This is a genomic window from Corynebacterium axilliensis (assembly GCF_046097495.1).
Taxonomy (GTDB): domain Bacteria; phylum Actinomycetota; class Actinomycetes; order Mycobacteriales; family Mycobacteriaceae; genus Corynebacterium.
In genome coordinates this window covers 1,156,820-1,178,689 of the sequence record NZ_CP175768.1, presented here as the reverse complement: position 1 = coordinate 1,178,689, position 21,870 = coordinate 1,156,820, and the positions used below count along the sequence as shown (strand labels likewise).

Here is a 21,870-nt window from a genome sequence, read left to right as displayed (position 1 = left end):
GAAAAGGATGACAGTACGTGGCTCGTGACTACTACGGCATTCTTGGTGTAGAAAAGTCGGCCTCTGAAGCCGAGATTAAGAAGGCCTACCGCAAGCTGGCGCGCAAGTACCACCCGGACGTGAACCCGGGCGATGACGAGGCCGCGGAGAAGTTCCGCGAGGCCTCCCTGGCCCAGGAGGTTCTCCTGGATCCGCAGAAGCGCCAGATCGTGGACATGGGCGGCGATCCGATGGAGGAGCGCGGCGCGGCCGGCGGCGGCTACGGCGGCTTTAGCGGCGGCGGCCTGGGCGATCTCTTCGCCGAATTCTTCGGCGGCGGCGGAGCCACCCGCGGCCCGCGCTCGCGCGTGCAGCCGGGCGAGGATGCGCTTCTGCGCACCACCATTAGCCTCGAGGAGGCCTACAGCGGCGTTAAGCAGCAGGTCAAGGTCGATACCGCCGTGCTGTGTGACCGCTGCGAGGGCACCGGTTCGGAGTCCAAGGCCAAGCCGGTGACCTGTGATCACTGCGGCGGCATGGGCCAGGTTCAGGAGGTCCAGCGCAGCCTGCTGGGCAACATGATGACCACCCGCAATTGCCCGAAGTGCCAGGGCTTCGGTGAGATTGTCACCGATCCGTGTGGGCACTGCGGTGGCGATGGCCGCGTGCGCAAGCGCCGCGATATCACCGTGACCATTCCGGCCGGTATCGGCGATGGCATGCGTATCCGCATGGCCTCCCAGGGCGAGGTCGGCCACGGCGGCGGCCCCGCGGGTGACCTCTACGTAGAGGTGCACACCGAGCCGCACCCGGTATTTGAGCGCAACGCCGACGACCTGCACATGACGGTGCGCGTGCCCATGGTGGACGCGGCCTTGGGTACCTCCTGTGCCGTGGAGCAGCTGGACGGCGAGGAGCTGAACATCGACATTAAGCCGGGCACCCAGCCGGGCGAGTCCATCACCCTCGACGGCAAGGGCATGCCGCGCCTGCGCACCGATGGTTTTGGCAAGCTCTACGCGCACGTGGACGTCGTGGTGCCCACCGATCTGGATAAGAAGACCCGCGAGGCGCTGGAGAAGATCCGCACGGCGGGCCACAGCGGCGCCGAGGTGCACCGCGCCGGCGACGACCACGGCGAGTCCATCTTCACGCGCCTGCGCGATAGGCTGCGCCGCTAATGTCGCTGCCCGTCTTCGTCCACCCGGATCTCAGCCACGCCGCGGCCGGCGAGCCCGTGGGGCTGGATGGCGCGGAGGGCCGCCACGCCGTGACGGTCAAGCGCATGACACCGGGGGAGAGCCTGGTGCTTATCGACGGCTCCGGGCGCCGCGTCACCGCCACCATCAATAGCGTGCAGGGCAAGGACACGCTCGCCGCGCTGGTCGACGCCATCGAGGACACCCCCGAGCCAGCCCCACGCGTGGTCGTGGTGCAGGCCATCCCGAAGTCGGAGCGCGCCGAGCTCGCCATCGACCTGGCCACGCAGGCCGGCGCGGACGAGTTCATTGCCTGGCAGGCGGACCGCTGCGTGTCCAAGTGGGATGCGAAGAAAGCGCCGAAGGCGCTGGCGAAGTGGGAGGCCGCGGCCCTGGCCGCAGCCAAGCAGTCCCGCCGCTCCCGCATCCCGGCCGTGCGCGGGCCGCTGAGCACGCGCCAGTTGTGCGAGGAGATCGCGGGCACGGGCGCGCTGGTCCTCCACGAGGACGCCACCGTCCGGCTCAAGGACCTCGACGACCTCGATGCCCCGGGGACCATCTACCTGCTGGTGGGTCCCGAGGGCGGCATCGGCGCGGAGGAGCTAGCCCGCTTACAGGAGGCTGGCGCCACGGCGATCAAGTTGGGGCCGGAGGTGTTAAGGACGGCGTCGGCAAGCATGGTGGCGCTGGCCAGCATCGGCACGCTGACCGCGCGCTGGTAGCCTTTTGGGCGTGCCTATTATCACCACCAAGTTCGATCTGGATTCCGCCTACCTGGCCACCGTGCTAGGCCCGGCGGACGATAACCTGCGCGTGCTGGGCAAGCTTGTCGACGTCGACCTGTTCGCCCGCGGCACCACCGTCACCGTCAGCGGCCCCGACTTCGAGGTGGCCCGCGCGAAGAAGGTGCTGGAGGAGCTCGAGGCCATCGCGCGCCGCGGGCACCCCGTGAGCAAGGACACCGTCAAGCACACGCTCGACCTCGTCGCGGTCGAGGCGCCGGAGTCCGTCTCCCAGGCGCTGGCGGCGGACATCGTTTCCCGCCGCGGCAAGTCCGTGCGCCCGAAGACGGTGGGCCAGTCGCGCTACGTGCAGGCCATCGATGACAACACCATCGTCTTTGGCATCGGCCCGGCCGGTACCGGCAAGACCTACCTGGCCGTGGCCAAGGCCGTCCAGGCCCTGCGCGCCAAGCAGGTCAGCCGCATCATCCTCACCCGCCCGGCGGTGGAGGCGGGGGAGAAGCTGGGCTTCTTGCCCGGCACCCTCAACGACAAGATCGACCCCTACCTGCGCCCGCTGTACGACGCCCTGCGGGACATGCTGGACCCGGAGATGATTCCGAAGCTCATGGAGGCCGGCATCATCGAGGTCGCGCCCTTGGCCTACATGCGCGGGCGCACGCTTAACGACGCCTTCGTCATCCTCGACGAGGCCCAGAACACCACGCCGGCACAGATGAAGATGTTCCTCACCCGCTTGGGCTTTGGCTCCACCATCGTGGTCACCGGCGATATCTCCCAGGTGGACCTTCCCGGCGGCCAGGTCTCCGGCCTGCGCCTGGTGCGCCGCATCTTGCAGGGCGTGCCGGATATCCACTTCGCGGAGCTGGGCTCCGCCGATGTGGTTCGCCACCAGCTGGTGGGCCGCATCGTCGACGCCTACGACACGTTTGCTGAGCAGCAGGAGGAGAAGAAGTGAGCATCGAGTTTATTAACGAGTCCGGCTTCGAGGGCGTCAACGAGGAGATGCTCATTGACGTCGCCTCCTATGCCCTAGGCCGCCTGGACGTCAATCCGGACGCCGAGTGCACGCTGACGGCCGTGGACCTGCAGACCATCGCGGACCTGCACGTGCGCTGGATGGATTTGGAGGGCCCCACCGACGTCATGAGCTTCCCCATGGATGAGCTCACCCCGGGTGCTACCGGAGGACGCCCGGATGCCGCCGAGGCGGGCCCGGCCATGTTGGGCGATATTGTGCTCTGCCCCGAGTTTGCCCAGCGCCAGGCCACCGCCGCCGGCCACTCCCTGGGCCACGAGCTGGCCCTGCTCACCGTCCACGGCTGCCTGCACCTGTTGGGCTACGACCACACCACGGCCGCGGAGGAAAAGGAGATGTTCGGCCTGCAGAACGAGCTGCTGGCGGACTGGTACGAGGACCTGGACTCCCGCGGTGTGAGCTACCAGCCCAAGCCTTCTGGCCCGAAGGCCTTCCCGGATGCCGCCGAGCGCGCCCGGCTGGATGAGGAAGTGCCCGGCGGCGGCATCTAAACCCTCCCAACGTTGAGGTGTCCTGCTGTGCGTAGCACAATGGAGGGCTATGAACATCCTCTCCATTCAGTCCCACGTTGCCTACGGTCACGTTGGCAACTCCGCTGCCGTCTTCCCGCTCCAGCGCGCCGGCCACGAGGTGTGGCCCATTCACACGGTGAACTTTTCCAACCACACCGGCTACGGCGACTGGGGCGGGCCGATGATTCCGGCCGATGACGTCACGGCCATCGTGGACGGCATGGAAAAGCGCGGCGCCTTCCCCCGCATCGACGCCATCCTGTCCGGCTACCAGGGCGGCCCGGATATCGCCGGCGCCATCGTAGATGCGGTGACCCGCATCAAAACCGTCAACCCCAAGGCCCTCTACGCCTGCGACCCGGTCATGGGCAACGCCAAGTCCGGCTGCTTCGTCTCCGACGAGATCCCGCCGCTGCTGCGGGACAAGGTGGTCCCGGTGGCAGACATCATCACCCCGAACCAGTTCGAGCTGGGCTACCTCACCGACTCCGAGGTCGGCACCCTGGACCAGACCCTAGCCGCGGTGAAGAAGGCCCAGGAGATCGGCCCGAAGACCGTGCTGGTCACCTCGGTCCAGCGCCCGGACACCGACGAGGACGAGATTGAGATGCTCGCCGTCGACGGCGAGCGCGCCTACCTGGTTGCCACCCCGAAGCTGCCGGTCAAGCGCAACGGCTCCGGCGATGTCACCGCGGCGCTCTTCACCGGCCACTACACCGAGACCAACGACGCCAAGGAGGCCCTCAAGCGCACCGCCTCCTCCGTCTACGACCTGCTGCACAACACCTACGAGGCCGACACCCAGGAGCTGCAGCTGGTGCAGTCCCAGGACGTCTTTGCCAACCCGCGCCTGCAGTTCCGCGTCGGGGAGCTCTAGCTTTTCTCTGGCCAGCAGCGCCTCGCAGAGAGCACCCCGCACAGGGCACCCCGCACAAGGCATTGGTCAAAAGGCGTTTTCACTGTTGAAAACGCCTTTTGTGCTGTCTTAATGGCGTTTTCAACCCCAAAGATGCCTTCTTGCACATGCCATTTAGCGGATGCCCTCAATCCCGTGTCCTCCGCGGACCGTTCACCAGCGCGGCACTGACCATAAGGTCCCTTTAGTGTGGTCCCTGTGCACCGTAAAGGGACCACCTATCGCGCGAAATCGGTCAACACATGGTCCCTGTACACAGATAGGGGACCAGAGTAGAAGGACCTTCTACCAAGCACACAGCGGGGGAGCGGGAAAATTGCACCCGTGCGTTATGATGAACAGCAATATGAGCACCGATTTTGACGCCGCCTTCGCGGACCTGCCTGCCGAGGGCGAGGCTGACGCCGCAGACTATTCGCAGTACACCAACACGCCCGAGGGCTTCCGCTCCGGCTTCGTGTCCTTCGTGGGCCGCCCCAATACCGGCAAGTCCACCCTCACCAACGCCCTGGTGGGGGAGAAGATCGCCATCACCGCGAACCAGCCGGAGACCACCCGCCACCCCATCCGCGGGCTGGTCCACCGGGAGGACGCGCAGATCGTCGTGGTCGATACCCCGGGTCTGCACCGCCCCCGCACCCTGCTGGGTGAGCGCCTCAATGAGGTGGTCAAGGACACCTACGCCGACGTGGATGTCATCGGCCTGACCATCCCGGCGGATGAAAAGATTGGCCCGGGCGACCGCTGGATTCTGGAGAACGTGCGCAAGGTCGCGCCGAAGACCCCCATCATCGGTATCGTGACCAAGCTCGATAAAGCCTCCAAGGGCCAGGTCGGCGCGCAGCTGCTGGCGTTGCACGAGCTGCTGAGTGAAAACAACCCGGAAGCCGTGGTCATCCCGGTCTCCGCCACCGAGCGCGTGCAGCTGGACGAGCTCACCCAGGTCATCGTGGACCACCTGCCGGAGGGCCCGAAGTTCTACCCGGATGACCACGTCACGGACGAGGCCCAGGCGGAGCGCATCGCGGAGCTTATCCGCGAAGCCGCCCTGGCCGGCCTGAAGAATGAGCTGCCGCACTCCGTGGCCGTCGAGGTGGATGAGATGCTGCCCAGCCAGGAGCGCCCCGGCGTGCTCGACGTCCACGCGGTGCTCTACCTGGAGCGCCCCGGCCAGAAGCGCATCATCGAGGGCAAGGACGGCCGCCGCTTTACCCGCATTGTGGGCACCGCCCGCAAGGAGATCATCCAGCTGCTGGGCCAGAACGTTTACCTGGACCTGCGCATCAAGGTGCTGAAGAACTGGCAGTCTGACCCGAAGATGTTGGGCCGCCTGGGCTTCTAGATGCGGGAGAATTTCCGGGACCGCGCCCTGGTCATTCGCACCTATGATTTCGGGGAAGCGGACCGCATCATCGTGCTGCTCACCCGCTATCACGGCTTGGTGCGCGGTGTGGCCAAGGGCGTGCGGCGGGCGAAGTCGCGCTTCGGCTCGCGGCTGCAGCTCTTTGTCAACCTCGACGTCCAGCTTTACCCGGGCCGCAATCTGTACACCATTTCCCAGGCGGACACGGTGGACTACTTCGGGGCGCGGATCATCGAGGACTACGACCGCTACACCGCCGCCTGTGCGGCCCTGGAATCCGCGGAGCGCCTCGCCGTGGCCGATCCGGGCGGGGACCCGTACCTCTACGAGGCGTGCGTCGACGTCCTCACCCAACTTCAGCACGGCGATCCCATGCAGGTGCTCGATGCCTTCCTGCTCCGCGCCATGGCCCACGCCGGCTGGGCGCCCAGCCTGTTCGATTGCGCGCAGTGCCAGCGCCCCGGCCCGCACCACGCCTTCCACCCGGCGGTGGGCGGGGCCGCCTGCCACGAGTGCCGCCCGCCGGGAGCTGCGGAGGTGGACCCGGAAACCCTCCACCACATGTGGCTTTTGGCCCACGGTCATCCCACCCAGCCCACGCATGCCCAGGCGCAGGAGGCGCATCGGCTCATCCGCGCGCACCTGCAGTGGCATCTTGAGCGAAGCGTTGGCGCGTTGGGGATCATGGAACAGTAGACTGTAGGGCGTGATTACGCCAGACCCGAACCGAGTTCTTCATCCGCCCGCTATCCCGCAGGAGTTCCTGCCGCGCCATATCGCGCTGGTCATGGATGGAAACGGCCGCTGGGCGGAGGAGCGCGGCATGAAGCGCACGGAGGGCCACCGGAGGGGAGAAGCGGTGCTTCTCGACGTCGTGGAGGCCTGCCTCGCCCTCGGCGTGCCCTACCTGTCGGCCTACGCCTTCTCCACGGAGAATTGGCGCCGCAGCAAGGAGGAGGTGCGCTTCCTCATGGGCTTTAACCGCGACGTGCTGCGCCGCCAGCGCCACTGGCTGAACGAGAGGGGAGTGCGCGTGGTGTGGGCGGGCCGCCGCCCGCGCCTGTGGCGCTCCGTTATTAAGGAGCTGGAGGCCGCCGAGGAGCTCACCAAGGACAACACGAAGATGACCCTGGTGATGTGCGTGAACTACGGCGGTCGGGCCGAGCTTGTCGACGGTATCCGGGAACTCGCCCAACAGGCCGCCCGCGGCGAGCTGGACCCGCGCTCCATCAACGAAAAGACCGTGGGCTCGGTGATGTATGACCCCGATATGCCGGACGTGGACCTGTTCCTGCGGCCTTCGGGCGAGAAGCGCACGTCCAACTTCCTGCTGTGGCAGTCCGCGTATGCGGAGATGATCTACCAGGACAAGCTCTTCCCGGACTTCACCCCGGAGGATTCTGTTTGCCGCGGTGGAGGAGTACGCGCGGCGCGACCGCCGCTTCGGCGGCGTCAAGAAGTAGGGGATTAGGACTTCTGGGTCTGGCGGGCGCGGCAGTCGGAGCAGATGCCGAAGATTTCGGCATCATGCCCGGTGAGCTCGAAGTCGAACTCGGAGGCAACCTGGCTGGCCCACTTCTCCACGGCACCGCCGTCGATCTCTTCGGTGCGGCCGCATTCGGTGCACACGAGGTGATGGTGGTGGTCCGCGGAATCGCAGTGGCGGTAGAGGGTTTCGCCGGAGGGCATGTGGAGGGCATCGACCGCGTCGATGTCTGACAACGACTGCAGGGTGCGGTAGACGGTAGTCAGGCCCACCTTGTGCTCGCCATCGATGAGTGCCTGGTGGATGTCCTTGGCGGAGGCGAACTTGTCGAGCTTTCGGAGAACCTCGACCACGGCGGTGCGCTGACGGGTGTTGCGCGCACCGAGCTTCGGGATGCTGTCGTGGATGGCCATGGTGGTTAGTTTATCAATACACTTCCATTAAGGGATAGCGAGAGGCTGCTAAGAGGTGGCCAAGGAGGCGTCGGCAAGCAGGGGCAATACCTTCGGCGCTGCCAAGGTGTAGCGGACCTCGCGGCCAAGACGCTCGCTGTCCACAATGTTCGCACGCTTGAGAACGCGCAGGTGCTGGCTGATGAGCGGCTGGGACTTGCCGGTAGCCGCGACGAGCTCGTGCACGTAGTGATCGCGGGCAGCCAGGCGCTGGATGATGTTGATGCGCAGCGGTGAATCTAAAGCGCTAATCACGGTGGCGGCGCTGTCAACATCGAAAGAGTCGAAAGAAGCGGGTGCTGTAGGGGCTTGGGTCATGCCATTCACCTTCAGTCATATCTATAGATGGAGAGATAAAAAGAGATATACATACTATAACGCATGAGTCGATAGAAATGTATAAAATGCAGACCGCTGTGTGAAAAATCAACGGGGCGAGGTCACGCTGTTGTCTGGCACACGCTAGACTAGTGCGCGTTGAAAAGACTGTCCCCTACCAAAGGAGTCCCTTTTACCATGGCATCCGTCATCGATACCGTTGTTAGCCTGTGCAAGCGCCGCGGCTTGGTCTACCAGGCAGGTGAAATTTATGGCGGCTCCCGCTCCGCGTGGGACTATGGCCCCCTCGGTGTCGAGCTCAAGGAGAACATCAAGCGCCAGTGGTGGCGCCACATGGTGCAGTCCCGCGAGGACGTCGTGGGTGTCGATACATCCGTGATCCAGCCGCGCCAGGTGTGGGTCTCCTCCGGTCACGTCGAGGTCTTCACCGACCCGCTGGTGGAATCCCGCCACACCGGTAAGCGCTACCGCGCCGACCACCTCCTCGAGGCCTACGAGGAAAAGCACGGCCACGAGCCGGCCAACGGTCTGGCGGACATCAACGATCCGGAGACCGGCCAGCCGGGTGACTGGACCGAGCCGAAGGCCTTCTCCGGCCTGCTCAAGACCTACCTGGGCCCGGTCGATGACGAGCAGGGTCTGCACTACCTGCGCCCGGAGACCGCCCAGGGCATCTTCGTGAACTTCAAGAACGTCATGACCTCCTCGCGCATGAAGCCGCCGTTTGGCATCGCCAACATTGGTAAGTCCTTCCGCAATGAGATCACCCCGGGCAACTTCATCTTCCGCACCCGCGAGTTCGAGCAGATGGAGATGGAGTTCTTCGTCAAGCCGGGCGAGCACGAAGAGTGGCACCAGTACTGGATTGATGACCGCTACAACTGGTACATCGACCTGGGCATCAAGGAAGAGAACCTGCGCCTCTACGAGCACCCGAAGGAGAAGCTGTCCCACTACTCCAAGCGCACCGTGGACGTGGAGTACGCCTTCGGCTTCAAGGGCTCCAAGTGGGGCGAGCTGGAAGGCGTGGCCAACCGCACCGACTACGACCTGTCCGTGCACGCCAAGGGCTCGGGAGAGGACCTGTCCTACTTTGACCAGGAGGCCGGCGAGCGCTGGACCCCGTACGTCATCGAGCCGGCCGCCGGCCTGGGACGATCCATGATGGCCTTCCTGGTGGACGCCTACGACGAGGAAGAGGCTCCGAACGCCAAGGGCGGCACCGACAAGCGCGTGGTCCTGCGCCTGGACCGCCGCCTCGCCCCGATCAAGGTGGCCGTGCTGCCGCTGTCCAAGAAGGAAGAGCTGTCCACCCCGGCCCGCGAGCTGGCGAACAAGCTGCGCGCGCACTGGAACGTGGACTTCGATACTTCCGGTGCTATCGGCCGCCGCTACCGCCGTCAGGACGAGATCGGCACGCCGTTCTGCGTGACCTTCGACTTCGACACGCTGGAGGACAACGCCGTCACCGTCCGTGAGCGCGACTCCATGGAGCAGGAGCGCGTCAAGCTGGACGAGCTTGAGGCGTACCTGGCTGCCCGACTGATCGGCTGCTAATGCACTACACCAGCTGGGACCGCACCGACGCGAAGAACCCCGTCCTCCTCGTAGAGGAGGGGCCGGCCTCCCTGGGCATGTTCCAGGAGCGCTCCGCCGATGTGGAGGGCGACCACTGGCGCTTGGCTCTCGACGATTTGGGGGCCTCCATCACCCTGGAGGATGACCGCGTCTACCGCCTGGCCGGCAACGTCAAGCGTGATAAGCGCCTGGAGGCCTCCCTGGACGGGCGCACGTTCGCCTTCATCAACGAGGCCGGCGGCGACTGGATTGTGGAGGATGTCGAGGGCTACAAGGTGGCCCAGTTCTCCTCCAAGAACTCCGGCGTGCGCAAGGCCATCCTGGAGTTCGACGGCGAGCGCGGCGACGATGAGGGCGATCTGTCCCACTCCGAGGTCGCCGGCCTGAGCTGGTTTACCCGCGTGATTCTGGAGGCCAAGACACGCAGCATGGCCATCCCGATCATCGTCACACTGGTGCTGCTGTCCATCGTCGCTGTGGTTACGGTGTTGCTGTAATGCAGCGCTGGGTGTGGCAGGGCAACGCGCTTGTCGACGCTGAAGGTGAGACCCTCGCCCGCATAACGCCGGCGGGCCTGCGCGTGGGCTCGCAGGAGCTTTCCTTCGACCACACTCCAGGCGCGCGCCGCTTTTCTGTGAGCGGCCCCGGCTTCTCGGCCGCGCAGGCCGGTTTTACCGTCACTACGCTGCGCGCGGAGTGCGAGGGCCGCGAGTACCGCCTGGAGCGCACGAATCCCTTCCGCCGCTCCCGCCGCATTCTGCGCGACGGCGAAGAGGTCGCTCGGACCACGCCGCGCGGGCGCGACCTGGAGGTGGCGGTGGGCGAGCTGCCTGCTACCGACGCGGCCTTTTTAAGCTACTGCTGCCTGCTTCTCGACGGCTCCACCCGCCCCCTTCGCACCTAACCCACCCTTCCGGGGTGCCGCCCGTTTACGCGCCGAACCTATTCGCGAGCTTAGCTGCCAGCCCGCCTAAGTCCACTTCGCCTTCTTGCTGCCTGACCGGCCCTACTTTCTGCTCTCCCACAGACGGTCCTTCTAGTTTGGTCCCTCTACTCTGGTCCCTTATGAGTACAAAGGGACCATGTGACGCAGCTTCTCGTCTGATAAATGGTCCCTTTACTGGGCAAAGGGACCAGAATAAAGGCACCAAACTAAAGGAACCTTCCGCGATATGACCTGTACCGACATGCGAGTAGTGGAGTTTGTCTTCGAAGAGGAGCTCTCCGAGTGTGTTTGCTCGGCTTGGTATGCCGGTAGAAGGCATCTCGCAGAGGGCATCTGGTAAAAGGCGTCTTTGGGGCTCAAAACGCCATGTGGAGGGTGTAAAAGGCGTTTTTAGCGTTAAAAACGCCTTCTAGAAGATGCCTTTTGCAAGGCGCCTTTTGCGAGCTGCCTTATGGGACCGCCCGAATTGCGAGATACCGGGTGTGGGCCGCGGGTTTCGAGGGCTAGGCGCGGGGCAGGAGAGAAGTAGGAGGGCGGCTGGGGTAGCCGCCGGCGGAAAAAGGGGAGAAGGCGAGGAAGAGGAGCAGCGGAGAGGGCGGCTAGAAGGAGCCGCCGCGGAAGCCGCCACCGCCACCACCAGAGAAACCACCGCCGCCGAAGCCGCCTCCAGAGAATCCGCCACCGAAGCCACCACCGTGGCCGCGGGAGCTGCCACCGCCGAGGATCTGGCCGATAACCATGCCGGTGAGGATATTGCCGGCAGCATCGGTGGCTTGGCGGCGCTGCTGCTGGCGGCGGTAAGCATCCAGATCGCTCTTGGCGCGGTTAAGAGAGGTCTGCGCGGCAGCGGCAGCATCGCGGGAGAAGTTGAGGGCCGCGCGCAGGTCTGTGGAGGCGGCGCTCTGGGCTTGGGCGTGGAGGCGGGTGGCATCAGCCAGAGCCACGCGCGCTTCAGAACCGATGACGCGCCCGCGGGAGGAGAGCAGGTCCTCAGCTGCCTGGATGGAGGATTCCGCGGAAGCCATCTGCTGGCGGTAAAGGGAGAGCTGGCGCTCACGCGTGGAGTTTGTCTCGCGGACGGTGTCGAGTTGTTCATCCAGCTGGGTATCGATTGCCGTGAGCGCCGTGTACTGGCCAAGGGGGTCGGACTTCCCCTTGTCGCGAGCCTGGTCAACAGCAGTTCGAGCCAGCGAAAGTAACTCTTCCAAGGCGGACCAATCAGCCGGGGAGCCTTGAGCCTTGCCGCGCTGCTCGAGTTCACGGGCTTCGGTGATTTCGTCCTCGATTTCCTCAATGAGCGCCTGCAGGTTTGCCTTGGCTGAGGCGATGGAGGTCTCGGCGTTCTCTACGCCGGTGAGGAGCCGGTCGGAGATCTCGAGGGCGTGTTCACAATCGCGAATAATACCGACCAACGGTCCTTGCTGGCCGGCCGGCTTGGACTGAAGCTCGCGGCCGCGGTCGAGGAGTTTTTCGGCCTCGGTGAGGGAGACTTCCGCCATCTCTGGGTTATCCGCGATGGAGGAGAGCGCCTCTTCCGAATAGGACCCGCGAAGGGACGACAACGTGGCACTAGCCTGCGGCAGGCGGCCTCGCAGATCGACCGTGCGGCGCGTGAGCTCATCGAGCTTGGATCCGGCATTAATGAGCAGGTCACGCATCTGGGCAAAGTCTGCTGCTTGCTGGTCCAGGGCGTCATCGGCTTGGCCGCAGGAGGAGATGATCTGCACCAGCATCTGCCGGCGCTCGCCCTGGGAGGTGGGCAGGTTGTCATCGAGTTGCTGCTGCAGCTGGAAGGCTTTCTGCAGGGTCTGCATGGAGTGGCTCATGGCGCGGCTAAACGGGCGGGCGCGCTCCGGGCCGAACTCGGCCACCGCGATGTGGAGCTCTTCCTTGCCGCGGCGGATGGATTCATCGGTGGAGACCAACTCTTCTTGCGCAAGCTTGGTAAGAGTAGCCATATCCAACCGGTCCAGCTGTGCGGTATTGCCCGGCTCAATCTGGCGCGCTGACTCCAGCGTGGCCGCCGAGTCCTTCTTGGTCTTGCGCCGGTTCGCCACCGCGATACCACCGCCGGCCAACGCCAGGGCACCCGCGCCGCCAGCCAGCCACAAACCACCAGAACCATCGGAATCAGAAGAGCTGGATGAACCAGCTGAGCCAGAAGAAGAACCGGACGCGGCAGCGTCGACAAGCGCAAGCGCGGAGGGGCCGTACTGGTGACCGTCGGCAAGCTTGGCGTAGGCCGCGTCGTACATCGCGTTCAGGCGCCCGCGCGGCCACTCTTTACCCGTCTGCACACCCACGGTGGAATCATCCACGCCTACGACATAGGCCGCGGAGTTCGGCCCCTTGGCCTTCACAATCTCACCCGCATAGCTCTCCGCACCCTCCGGCAGCGAAGAGGCAAAGACCACGAAAATCACCACGTGGTGCTCCTGCTGCAGCGCGGAAATCTTGTCCTCCAACTCGGACTTCTCCGAGCTCGAGAGCACCCCCGCGTCATCCGTCACCTTGTCCTTAATGGAGGCCGCCTCGGGCACGGCAAGAACATAGTCCGCAGCCATAGCGGGGCTAGCAGTGGCCAACCCCAACACAAGAGCAGCAAGGGCGGCGCGACCAAAACGAGCAGCAGTAGTCATGCGCACCACGATACCTTCCCATTTACCGCTAGAGTGGTCAGGCAGTGAAGTACGTTATTGTCCTGGGTGCCGCGCAATACGACGGGCGCCCCTCCCGCATCCTGAGCGGCCGCGTCCGCTTCGCCGCCGAGTACGCCGCCGCGCACGACCTACCCATCATCACCGTCGGCGGCAAGCTGCCCGGCGATAGGTTCACCGAAGCCGGGGTGGCGAAAGCCTTGCTTGACGACGACCCCCTCAACGTCACCGCCCTCGAAGAAGGCCTCGACACCCGCAGCGAACTGGCCGCCGCGCGCGAAAAACTTGGTGTGAGAGAGGCCGTCATCATCACCGACCCGCTCCACCGCCTGCGCACCTTCCTCATCGCGCGTCAAGAGGGGGTTGCCGCCACCGTGCTAGGCACGCCCTATTATCCTTCGCCGCGTTTCTCCATCCCGTGGTGGCGCTACCTGGCCCACGAGCTCGGCGGCCTGGCATATCTGGGCGTGCGCACCGTGGTGGGGCAGGAGCGCTCGGCGGGCCTGCGCGCGGCGTTCTACCGCATCGAGCGCATTATCCGCCCCAACCAGGCGCTGCGCCACCGTGTTATCGGGGACTCCGCCTAAACTGGACAAGCGTGAGCTACTCCTATTCCGCCGACGACGTCGCCCGCTTGGCCCCCGAAACGCCGAAGGGCTCGGCCCTACTCACCACTGAGGAACACCGCGGGGTCTTCTCCCGCGACCGCGCCCGCGTGCTCCACTCCGCGGCCCTGCGCCGTCTAGCGGATAAGACACAGGTCGTCGGACCGCGCGACGGCGATACCCCGCGCACCCGCCTGACCCACTCCCTCGAGGTCAGCCAGATTGCGCGCAGCATCGGCACCGGCCTGGGCCTGGACCCGGACCTGTGCGACATGGCCGGCCTGACCCACGACATTGGCCACCCTCCTTACGGCCACAACGGCGAGAACGCCCTCAACGAGGTAGCCCAGGGCGGCTTCGAAGGCAACGCGCAGACCCTGCGCATCCTTACCCGCCTGGAGCCGAAGGTGGTCCAAGAAGGTCCGCGCGGGCTGACCAGCTTCGGGCTTAACCTCACCCGCGCTTCCCTCGACGCCGCCTGCAAGTACCCGTGGACCAAGACCGCGCCCGATGGCTCCGCGCGCCGCAAGTACGGCGCCTACGACGAGGACGCCGACCTCTTGGCGTGGCTGCGCCAGGGCCACGACGACGACCGCAAGTCCATGGAGGCGCAGGTCATGGACTGGTCGGACGACATTGCCTACTCCGTGCACGACGTGGAGGATGGCATCATCTCCCGCCGCATTTCACTAGGCGTGCTGTGGGATCTGGTGGAGCTGGCCCAGCTGGCGGACAAGGGCGCGAAGGCCTTTGGCGGCACGGCCGACGAGCTGCTGGAGGCCGCGGACCGCCTGCGCCAGCTGGATGTCATTAATGCCATCGGCAGCTTCGACTACTCGCTGCGGGACTACGCCAACTTGAAGAAGATGACCTCGGAGCTCGTCGGACGCTACGTGGGCGCCACCGTGACCGCTACCCACGCGGCCAATGCAGGGGCGCTGGGCCGCATGCACGGCGACCTAGTGGTGCCACCGGGTGCGGTTGCCGAGGTCACCCTGCTGAAAACCATCGCCGTTCTCTACGTCATGGATGAGCCCGCCCACCTGGCCCGCCAGGACCGCCAGCGCGAGCGCATCTACCGCGTCTACGACTACCTGGTGGCCGGCGCGCCGGGCTCCCTGGATGCCACCTTCGCCCTGTGGTGGACCCAGGCGGAGACGGACCTAGAGCGGGACCGCGCCATCATTGACCAGATCGCGTCCATGACGGAGTCCCGCCTGGAGCGCCTGGCGCAGCGCAGCGCGGAGCTCTTCGGTTTCCTCAGTTAGCGGGCTAGGCGCACGCCCTGGTCCTGCAAGACGGTGGCGATGCGCGTGTAGTCTTCCGCCGCCAGCTCCATGTTGGAGGCCACGATGGTCCGGATGTGCTCCTGGCGCAGGAAGTCCGCCAGGTCATCGAGGTTGCGCGGCGCGGACACGTCGCAGCCGTGCAGGCGGCCTAATGCGCCGAAGAAGTCCTCGCGGGTGCGGATCTCTTCCGTGATCAAAATGCGTTCCATGTGTTAGCTCTCCGCCTTCTGCGCCTTCTGCTCGGCATCGGGGATGCTGCAGAAACTCTCGTAGTGATCGTCGGTGTAGTACCAGACATCGGGGTCGGTCTCGCTGCCGCCGCCGGTGATGATGCGCTTGGCGCCGCGGTGGTCCAGCCCCGGGGTATCCACGGTGTACTCGCGGTAATAGTCTCGGGATTCCTGCGGCAGCCGGCCCTCGTAGTTGCCGAAGCGGGCGTTGTCATTGTCCGGGTACTCGTACGGTCCGCCCGCCAGGATGTCCGCCGTCGTGTCCGCAGCCTCCCGCGGCAGGGAGTCCATGGTGCAGGTGGACAGGGAGTCGGGGTTGCCGTGCTTGCCGACGTCCCCCTGGTCCCCCGAGCCATCACCTAAGTCGATGCCGAAGTAGCCGGCGACGAGGACGAGAACGGCGCCGCCGATGAGTGCCGGCAGCGACTTCCTTGTGGGCGAAGACTTGGCCATGCCCTACATCATTGCAGGTATGGGGACGAAAATGAAATCCCGTCCGCCCGTACTGTGAAATGAAAAACCCACGTCAGCGAGGTGTTGTTACCTGGGAATGGTCCAACCCCGAGAGTGGGTACCTGAGTGTCCGGCGGGCGGGGTAGTCTGTACGCATGGCACGAGGCAGAATTCCGGAGAGCGATATCCAGGCAATCCGTGAACGCGCGCCTTTGGAAGAAATCGTGGGCGAGTACGTGCAGCTCAAGCCCGCCGGCTATGACTCGCTCAAGGGCTTGAGCCCCTTTAAGGATGAGAAGACCCCGTCCTTCCACGTGCGCCCGCAGCGCGGCTATTATCACTGCTTCTCCACCGGCAAGGGCGGGGACGTGTTTAGCTTCCTCATGGAGATGGAGCAGGTCTCCTTCCCGGAGGCCGTGGAGGCGGTGGCCCAGAAGATTGGGTACCACATCAATTACCAGGGTGGCAGCACGGGAGCGCGCGATGAGAAGCCGGGTACCCGCCAGCGGCTCATCGCCGCCAACAAGGCCGCCCACGAGTTCTACCGCCAGCAGCTGGAGACCCCGCAGGCAGCCGCTGCTCGTGAGTTCCTGCTGGACCGTGGATTCTCCAAAGAAATTATTTATGACTTCGAGTGCGGCTATGCGCCCGAGGGCTGGGACACCGCCACCAAGCACCTTCTGCGCATGGGCTTTTCCTTTGAGGAGCTGGAGGCCGCCGGCATTTCCAAGATGGGCAAGCGCGGACCCATTGACCGTTTCCACCGGCGTCTGCTGTGGCCTATCAAGGATCTTTCCGGCAACGTCATCGGCTTCGGCGCACGCAAGCTTTTCGACGATGACAAGTTGGGCAAGTACATGAACACGCCCGAAACCATGCTCTATCACAAGTCCAAGGTGCTCTTCGGCCTGGATCTGGCCAAGCGCAACATCGCCGAGCAGCACCAGGCAGTGGTGGTGGAGGGCTACACGGATGTCATGGCTATGTATGCGGCCGGGGTGAAGACTGCTGTGGCCTCCTGTGGCACCGCCTTCGGCGGGGATCACCTCCAGGTGCTGCGCCGCCTCATGCTGGATGATTCCTACTTCCATGGCGAGCTCATCTACACCTTCGACGGTGATGAGGCCGGCCAGAAGGCCGCCCTGCGTGCCTTTGAAGGCGAGCAGAAGTTCACCGGCCAATCCTTTGTCTCTGTGGCCCCTGATGGCATGGATCCGTGCGATCTCCGCCTGGAGCGCGGGGATGCCGCGGTGCGGGACCTGGTGGCGGACCGTATCCCCATGTTCGAGTTCGTCATCCGCTCCGTGATCTCGAGTTTTAGCATCGACTCGGCCGAGGGGCGCCTGCAGGCCCTGCGCCGCGCGGTGCCGGTGGTGGCCCAGATCCGAGACCAGCCGCTGCAGCGCGAATACGCCCGCCGCCTGGCCGGCTGGGTGGGCTGGCCCGACCCGGAAGAGGTGCTCTACCAGGTCCGCCAGGAGGCCCGGAAGCCCAAGAAGCAGGAGCGCCCGCGCTTTGCCAGCCTGCAGGAGACCTCTGCGCCCGCGCAGGCTAACGCCCCGGTGATGCACATCCCGGGCCCGCGGGAGCCGCACCTGTGGCCGCAGCGCGAGGCCCTCAAGCTGGCCCTGCAGTACCCGCAGGTGGCGGGCAGCTACTTCGACGGCATCCCGGAGGACGCCTACTCCAACGAGGCCTACCGCACCGTCCGCCGTGCCATCGCCACCCTGGGTGGGGTGACGGCCGGCGCGGCCATGCCGGAGGTGGAGTGGCTGGCCGCGGTGGCAGGCGAGATGCTCGATCTCACCGCCCGCAACTTCGTCTCCGAGCTCGCAGTGGAGCCCATCAAGCTAGGGGAGAGCGGCAACCCCGCAAACGATCTGGAGGCCTACGCCGATTCTGTGCTCTCCCGGCTGCAGGAAACCCGCGTGGGCGACCAGGTAGCCCAACTCAAAGCCCAACTGGGCCGCATGCGCCCCTCCGATGACGAAGAGTCCTATAACTCACTCTTCGCCGACCTCGTGGCCCTTGAGCAAGCCCGCCGCGAGCTCAATGACCGCGCCTTCCGCGGACCCCGATGACTCAGATAACTCACGCCCCAGCGAGGGCTCTAATCCTCGTCCGGCTCGTAGATGCGGTCCGCCTTCATTCCATCCGTGGCACCTTTGGTGCCACGCTTGCCGCGGTTCCCCTTGTTGTAATCCTTGAGCTCGCGCATCCGCGGCTCCGGGTCCAAGCGGTTGGCCACGGCCTTGCGCGCGGACTTCACCGCGGACTTGGTCACCGGGGAGTTCACGGCCTTTTCGTAGGCGCCCTTGATCTGGTGGTAGCGCTTGCGCCCGGCCTTGGTTCCAAAGACGTATCCGGCGGCGGCACCGATAACAAACTGGTACATGGGTAACCCGTCATCCCCTTCTCACAGCCGGCATGTGGCGCCGGCGCAACGCGTACAACACTCCCACACACCCTACCTGTCTTTCGCGCGCCTGCACAGGGCAGGCGGGGAGAGGCAACCGAATGTGACCGAAGCACTTCCGCTGCGGCGTGTGTCACGTTAGGTTAAATACGTGGATACTTCGAAGCTTTCTCACGCGGTGCCGGCGGCCGTGGCCATGGCGGCACTGCTCACCGCCAGCCTGGCGCCGGGGGAGGCCCGCGCGCTGGCCTCCGGGGATTCCAGTGACGTTGTCACTGCGGAGGACTAGCGTTTACCGCGTTGTAACCCGCCGGCCACTTAGGTTGTGTAAGACCTACTTTATGCTTCATTCCCTCCGCGATTCCGCCAGTGCCCGGAGAATCACCCTTTCCGCGGCACTCAGCGCCTCCCTACTGTGCGCCCCCACCGTCATGCCCAGCTTTGCGACGGCACACGCGGCCGAGCTGCCCTTCACCGTCCCAGCCCTGGTGGAGCCCATGACCGGCTCCAGCATCGGTGACGCCCCGCAGCAGCACGCCGGCGCCCCGCAGCCCACCCCGTTTACCACGGACTACATCGCCGGCTTTCCTTCCGATGTCTCCTCCTACCAGTACGGCGTGTACTGGGAAGTGGTGCGGCTTTACGACGATGTGCAGAAGCGCCCTGACCTCATGGCCCAAGACCTGGACAAGGCGGTGGCGGTCAACAATGCCGCCGCGGGCGATCCGCAGCTTATCGCCCGAGCGCAGCACGACGCCGCCGCGGATACCGCCGGCGTGATGGAAGCCGTCTCCGACGCCCTGGGGCCGGAGATGGGCCGCGCCTTCCGTGACTCCCTGGCGGAGCACCGCCTGCCCAAGACCGAGTACCTGCTCGGTAACGGCTACCTGGCGCGCGCCGGGGGCCTGGCCAGCTCCACCTTTGCGGAGAAGTACTACTTCCGCGCCGCGCGTCCTTTCCAGCAGGCCCCGGACCGCATCCACCGCTACAACGACGGTAAGAAGGACTACTACCTGGATTCCCCGGCCTTCCCCTCCGGCCACACCAACCAGGCAGTGTGGGTCACCACGCTCATGGCCTACATGCTCCCGGAGTTTGGCCCACAGTTAGCCTTGCGCGGCGCGGAGGCCGGCAACCACCGCGTGGTCATGGGCGTGCACTCGCCCCTCGACGTCGTGGGCGGGCGCATGACCGGCCTGGCTGCGGCCGCCGACCGCCTCAACGACCCGCGCATGCGCGACGCCCTGGACCAGGCCGCCGCCGAAATCCGTGCGGAGATCCAGTGGCGCACCGGCAAGGACATCGCCACCCTGGCCGCGGAGCAGACCGCAGCCGGCACCTCCTACGCCACCGCAGAGGAGGCCGCTCAGCGCTACGCCCCGCTGGCGGACTACGACATGGCCACCGTCTACCATCCCGACGCCCCCATGATTGTGCCCCAGGCCGCCCCGGTCCTGCTCGCGTCCGCCCACCCGGAGCTCTCTTATGAGCAGCGCGCCGAGGTCCTGCGCCAGACCGCCACCAAGGCGGGCACACCACTGGACTGGCAGGGCAACAGCGGCTCCTGGCAGCGCATCAACCTGGTGCGGGCGCTGGGGGCGCAGGTGAGTGTGGATGAAGACGGGACTGTGCGTGTGACTGCGTAAGAATCGCGGGGCGGATTAATATACTGGCTTTTCGAATCCCTATCCTGTCGAAACAATTGAGTTCTGCCACGGAGATGCTCTTGGCATGAAAGTATTGGTCTAATTCGACTCCCTCTCTTCAAGGAGAACAATGCGCCGACCGAAGATTTTGACCGTCTATGGCACAAGGCCAGAGGCGATCAAGGTGGCTCCAGTCATCAAGGCTCTTGATGGTGATGAACGATTTGAGTCGGTGGCTATTTCTACGGGGCAGCACAAAGAGATGCTGGATCAAGTAAACGGCATGTTCGGCATTAAGCCTGTGTTAGACCTCCATCTCATGAAAAAGGATCAATCCCTCAACCAGTTGGTTTCCCGTGCCATTCAGGGGCTCGACGACGCCATCGCAAAGGTGGCACCCGATGCGCTTATTGTCCAAGGCGATACCTCCACTGCCATGGCCGCAGCCCTGGCAGGCTTCCACCGCGGCGTGAAGATTGTGCACCTGGAGGCTGGCCTGCGCACCGGTGACATCCACTCGCCGTTCCCGGAGGAGGCTAACCGCAAGCTCATCGGCCAGGTCGCGGAGCTGCACCTGGCGCCGACCTCCGGCTCGATGGAGAACCTGCGCCGTGAGAACGTGCGCTCTAAGGACATTGCGGTCACCGGCAACACCGTCATTGACGCCCTGCTGGAGGCGGCTAGCTGGGACACCGAGTTCCAGGATCCCGTACTGCAGGAGGCCGCTGCCTCCGACAAGCGCCTCGTCGTGGTCACCACCCACCGTCGCGAGAACCTCGAGGCGATGAAGGAAATTGGCGGCGCCGTCAAGGACCTGGCGGAGGCCTACCCGGACATCAACTTCGCGCTGCCGCTGCACCTAAACCCCAAGGTGCGCGAGGCCGTGCTCCCGGAGGTGGAGTCCCTGCCCAACGTCATCATCACGGACCCGCTGCCGTACGACCAGTTCACCAAGCTGCAGGACCGAGCCACCATCATCCTCACCGATTCCGGCGGAGTCCAGGAGGAGGCCCCGGCGCTGGGCAAGCCGGTGCTGGTCATGCGCCAGAACACCGAGCGCCCGGAGGCCGTTGTGGCCGGCACGGTGAAGCTGGTGGGCACCAACCGCAGCCTCATCGTGGCAGAGGCCAAGCTGTTGCTTGATGACGACGTTGCGTACCACTCCATGGCCAACGCCGTGAACCCCTACGGCGACGGCAAGGGCGCAGCCCGCGCGGTCGCCGCCATCGCGGAACTCCTCGGCGTGGGCGAGCGCCTGCCGGATTTCGATCCTTCCGCGGAGTCCTAAATCACCCCGGCCCATAGCCCCGGTAAAACCCCAGCGCGCAGCGTAGAATAAGGGGCATGGGAACACGGGATATTAAGTGCACGGACACGCAGCGACTGACGGCCTCACAGGTCTTGGCGGATGCCTTGTCGGTGGGGCAGCTCAAGGTTGCAGAATTCGATGAGCGCTCCGCCGCCTGCACGGCGGCTACCACGCGCGGCGAGCTCGTCGACCTCCTCGCGGACCTGGTGGAAGACCCTGACAGGATCCTCGTCGGCACCTCCGAAGTGGCACCACGTGCCGCACAGGAGCTCACCGAGAGCAGCGAGGCAGCAGCAACACCGGTGCAGCGCTCGCTGGCACAGGTCGATCCTTCCGTCCACGGCGCGCAGAGCCTCTCCGTCGGCCTCTTCGGCGGCACCACAGTCCGCGGCACCCCGATTGCCTCCCACCACACCACGCTAGGCGTCTTCGGCGGCATCGACGTGGACCTGCGCGGTGCAGCCCTCAAAGAGAACATCACCACCATCCAGGCTGTGGCCGCGTTCGGAGGGGTAGATGTGTGGGTGCCCGAAGGCTTCCGCGTTCGCGTGAATGGCTTCGGCCTCTTCGGCGGACACGACATCCACATTGAAGGCGGCGCGATTGACCCCGCTGACCTTCCCACCAGCGCCCCCGAAATTGTGGTGAACTGCTTCAGCCTCTTCGGGGGCGTGGACGTGCACGTGACCAAGCGCTAGGCCGCCACAACACAG

The 21,870-nt window shown here is 65.3% G+C and carries 23 protein-coding genes and 1 pseudogene; 18 read left to right on the top strand and 6 right to left on the bottom strand.

Annotated elements, in window-relative coordinates; translation table 11 throughout:
* The first annotated feature begins 17 nt into the window (after positions 1 to 17).
* The 8 genes and pseudogenes from dnaJ to ACKFR8_RS05725 all read left to right on the top strand — a co-directional run bounded on the left by dnaJ (position 18) and on the right by ACKFR8_RS05725 (position 7,214).
* On the top strand, positions 18 to 1,160 hold the full coding sequence (gene dnaJ, locus ACKFR8_RS05760; RefSeq protein WP_408930857.1) for a molecular chaperone DnaJ: 1,143 nt from the start codon (positions 18 to 20) through the stop codon (positions 1,158 to 1,160).
* Entirely contained in the window at positions 1,160 to 1,900 is a 741-nt protein-coding gene (locus ACKFR8_RS05755; RefSeq protein ID WP_408930856.1) for a 16S rRNA (uracil(1498)-N(3))-methyltransferase, read from the top strand. The genes dnaJ and ACKFR8_RS05755 overlap by 1 nt, the downstream gene beginning before the upstream one ends.
* A gap of 10 nt (positions 1,901 to 1,910) precedes the next feature.
* Positions 1,911 to 2,879: a PhoH family protein gene (locus tag ACKFR8_RS05750; RefSeq protein WP_408930855.1), complete on the top strand. Its 969-nt coding sequence runs from the start codon at positions 1,911 to 1,913 to the stop codon at positions 2,877 to 2,879.
* Positions 2,876 to 3,451 (top strand): rRNA maturation RNase YbeY, encoded by a 576-nt coding sequence (gene ybeY, locus ACKFR8_RS05745; protein WP_408930854.1) that lies wholly within the window; start codon positions 2,876 to 2,878, stop codon positions 3,449 to 3,451. The genes ACKFR8_RS05750 and ybeY overlap by 4 nt, the downstream gene beginning before the upstream one ends.
* Before the next feature lie 49 nt (positions 3,452 to 3,500).
* Complete coding sequence (gene pdxY, locus ACKFR8_RS05740) at positions 3,501 to 4,349, top strand: pyridoxal kinase PdxY (protein WP_408930853.1); 849 nt, start codon at positions 3,501 to 3,503, stop codon at positions 4,347 to 4,349.
* A gap of 385 nt (positions 4,350 to 4,734) precedes the next feature.
* Positions 4,735 to 5,730, top strand: a complete 996-nt coding sequence (gene era / locus ACKFR8_RS05735) for a GTPase Era (RefSeq protein WP_408930852.1) — start codon at positions 4,735 to 4,737, stop codon at positions 5,728 to 5,730.
* Positions 5,731 to 6,447 (top strand): DNA repair protein RecO, encoded by a 717-nt coding sequence (recO, locus tag ACKFR8_RS05730; RefSeq protein WP_408930851.1) that lies wholly within the window; start codon positions 5,731 to 5,733, stop codon positions 6,445 to 6,447. It begins immediately after the preceding gene.
* A 10-nt stretch (positions 6,448 to 6,457) separates the two neighbouring features.
* A pseudogene (locus tag ACKFR8_RS05725) lies at positions 6,458 to 7,214 on the top strand (isoprenyl transferase).
* Between the two features lie 4 nt (positions 7,215 to 7,218).
* Here ACKFR8_RS05725 and ACKFR8_RS05720 read toward each other — a convergent pair.
* Together ACKFR8_RS05720 and ACKFR8_RS05715 are read right to left on the bottom strand one after the other, a co-directional pair.
* On the bottom strand, positions 7,219 to 7,650 hold the full coding sequence (locus ACKFR8_RS05720; RefSeq protein ID WP_296132894.1) for a Fur family transcriptional regulator: 432 nt from the start codon (positions 7,648 to 7,650) through the stop codon (positions 7,219 to 7,221).
* Positions 7,651 to 7,698: 48 nt separating this feature from the next.
* A complete protein-coding gene (locus ACKFR8_RS05715; RefSeq protein WP_306507419.1) occupies positions 7,699 to 8,007 on the bottom strand; it encodes an ArsR/SmtB family transcription factor in 309 nt (102 codons plus the stop codon).
* A 198-nt stretch (positions 8,008 to 8,205) separates the two neighbouring features.
* On the opposite strand from ACKFR8_RS05715, the gene ACKFR8_RS05710 reads away from it, so the two are divergent.
* From ACKFR8_RS05710 to ACKFR8_RS05700, 3 genes are read left to right on the top strand one after another with little or no spacing between them, the layout of a single operon-like run.
* Complete coding sequence (locus tag ACKFR8_RS05710) at positions 8,206 to 9,585, top strand: glycine--tRNA ligase (RefSeq protein WP_408930850.1); 1,380 nt, start codon at positions 8,206 to 8,208, stop codon at positions 9,583 to 9,585.
* Positions 9,585 to 10,103, top strand: a complete 519-nt coding sequence (locus ACKFR8_RS05705; RefSeq protein WP_408930849.1) for a hypothetical protein — start codon at positions 9,585 to 9,587, stop codon at positions 10,101 to 10,103. Before ACKFR8_RS05710 ends, ACKFR8_RS05705 begins: the two co-directional genes overlap by 1 nt.
* A complete protein-coding gene (locus ACKFR8_RS05700; protein ID WP_408930848.1) occupies positions 10,103 to 10,510 on the top strand; it encodes a hypothetical protein in 408 nt (135 codons plus the stop codon). The genes ACKFR8_RS05705 and ACKFR8_RS05700 overlap by 1 nt, the downstream gene beginning before the upstream one ends.
* 641 nt (positions 10,511 to 11,151) lie before the next feature.
* Here the strand turns inward: ACKFR8_RS05700 and ACKFR8_RS05695 are convergent.
* Complete coding sequence (locus tag ACKFR8_RS05695) at positions 11,152 to 13,191, bottom strand: TPM domain-containing protein (protein WP_408930847.1); 2,040 nt, start codon at positions 13,189 to 13,191, stop codon at positions 11,152 to 11,154.
* 44 nt (positions 13,192 to 13,235) lie between these two features.
* Here ACKFR8_RS05695 and ACKFR8_RS05690 point away from each other — a divergent pair, with 44 nt between their 5' ends.
* Together ACKFR8_RS05690 and ACKFR8_RS05685 are read left to right on the top strand one after the other, a co-directional pair.
* Positions 13,236 to 13,796, top strand: coding sequence for a YdcF family protein (locus ACKFR8_RS05690; protein ID WP_408930846.1), 561 nt, complete (start codon positions 13,236 to 13,238; stop codon positions 13,794 to 13,796).
* Positions 13,797 to 13,807: 11 nt separating this feature from the next.
* Positions 13,808 to 15,082, top strand: coding sequence for a deoxyguanosinetriphosphate triphosphohydrolase (locus ACKFR8_RS05685; protein ID WP_408930845.1), 1,275 nt, complete (start codon positions 13,808 to 13,810; stop codon positions 15,080 to 15,082).
* Here ACKFR8_RS05685 and ACKFR8_RS05680 read toward each other — a convergent pair.
* Both ACKFR8_RS05680 and ACKFR8_RS05675 read right to left on the bottom strand, forming a co-directional pair.
* The gene (locus ACKFR8_RS05680; protein WP_408930844.1) at positions 15,079 to 15,312 is read right to left on the bottom strand and encodes a hypothetical protein; all 234 of its coding nucleotides are present in this window, start codon (positions 15,310 to 15,312) and stop codon (positions 15,079 to 15,081) included. The genes ACKFR8_RS05685 and ACKFR8_RS05680 overlap by 4 nt on opposite strands.
* Before the next feature lie 3 nt (positions 15,313 to 15,315).
* Positions 15,316 to 15,786 (bottom strand): ribonuclease domain-containing protein, encoded by a 471-nt coding sequence (locus ACKFR8_RS05675; protein ID WP_408930843.1) that lies wholly within the window; start codon positions 15,784 to 15,786, stop codon positions 15,316 to 15,318.
* Between the two features lie 155 nt (positions 15,787 to 15,941).
* Here ACKFR8_RS05675 and dnaG point away from each other — a divergent pair, with 155 nt between their 5' ends.
* Complete coding sequence (dnaG, locus tag ACKFR8_RS05670) at positions 15,942 to 17,867, top strand: DNA primase (protein ID WP_408930842.1); 1,926 nt, start codon at positions 15,942 to 15,944, stop codon at positions 17,865 to 17,867.
* A 29-nt stretch (positions 17,868 to 17,896) separates the two neighbouring features.
* On the opposite strand, the gene ACKFR8_RS05665 is transcribed toward dnaG, so the two are convergent.
* Entirely contained in the window at positions 17,897 to 18,181 is a 285-nt protein-coding gene (locus ACKFR8_RS05665) for a hypothetical protein (RefSeq protein WP_408930841.1), read from the bottom strand.
* Between the two features lie 172 nt (positions 18,182 to 18,353).
* Between ACKFR8_RS05665 and ACKFR8_RS05660 the strand changes: the two genes are divergently transcribed.
* The 4 genes from ACKFR8_RS05660 to ACKFR8_RS05645 all read left to right on the top strand — a co-directional run bounded on the left by ACKFR8_RS05660 (position 18,354) and on the right by ACKFR8_RS05645 (position 21,855).
* Positions 18,354 to 18,491, top strand: coding sequence for a hypothetical protein (locus ACKFR8_RS05660; protein WP_408930840.1), 138 nt, complete (start codon positions 18,354 to 18,356; stop codon positions 18,489 to 18,491).
* Positions 18,492 to 18,633: 142 nt separating this feature from the next.
* The gene (locus ACKFR8_RS05655) at positions 18,634 to 19,848 is read left to right on the top strand and encodes an acid phosphatase (protein ID WP_408930996.1); all 1,215 of its coding nucleotides are present in this window, start codon (positions 18,634 to 18,636) and stop codon (positions 19,846 to 19,848) included.
* 130 nt (positions 19,849 to 19,978) lie between these two features.
* Entirely contained in the window at positions 19,979 to 21,136 is a 1,158-nt protein-coding gene (gene wecB, locus ACKFR8_RS05650; protein WP_408930839.1) for a non-hydrolyzing UDP-N-acetylglucosamine 2-epimerase, read from the top strand.
* Between the two features lie 56 nt (positions 21,137 to 21,192).
* Positions 21,193 to 21,855, top strand: a complete 663-nt coding sequence (locus ACKFR8_RS05645; RefSeq protein WP_408930838.1) for a DUF1707 SHOCT-like domain-containing protein — start codon at positions 21,193 to 21,195, stop codon at positions 21,853 to 21,855.
* The last annotated feature ends 15 nt before the right edge of the window (positions 21,856 to 21,870 follow it).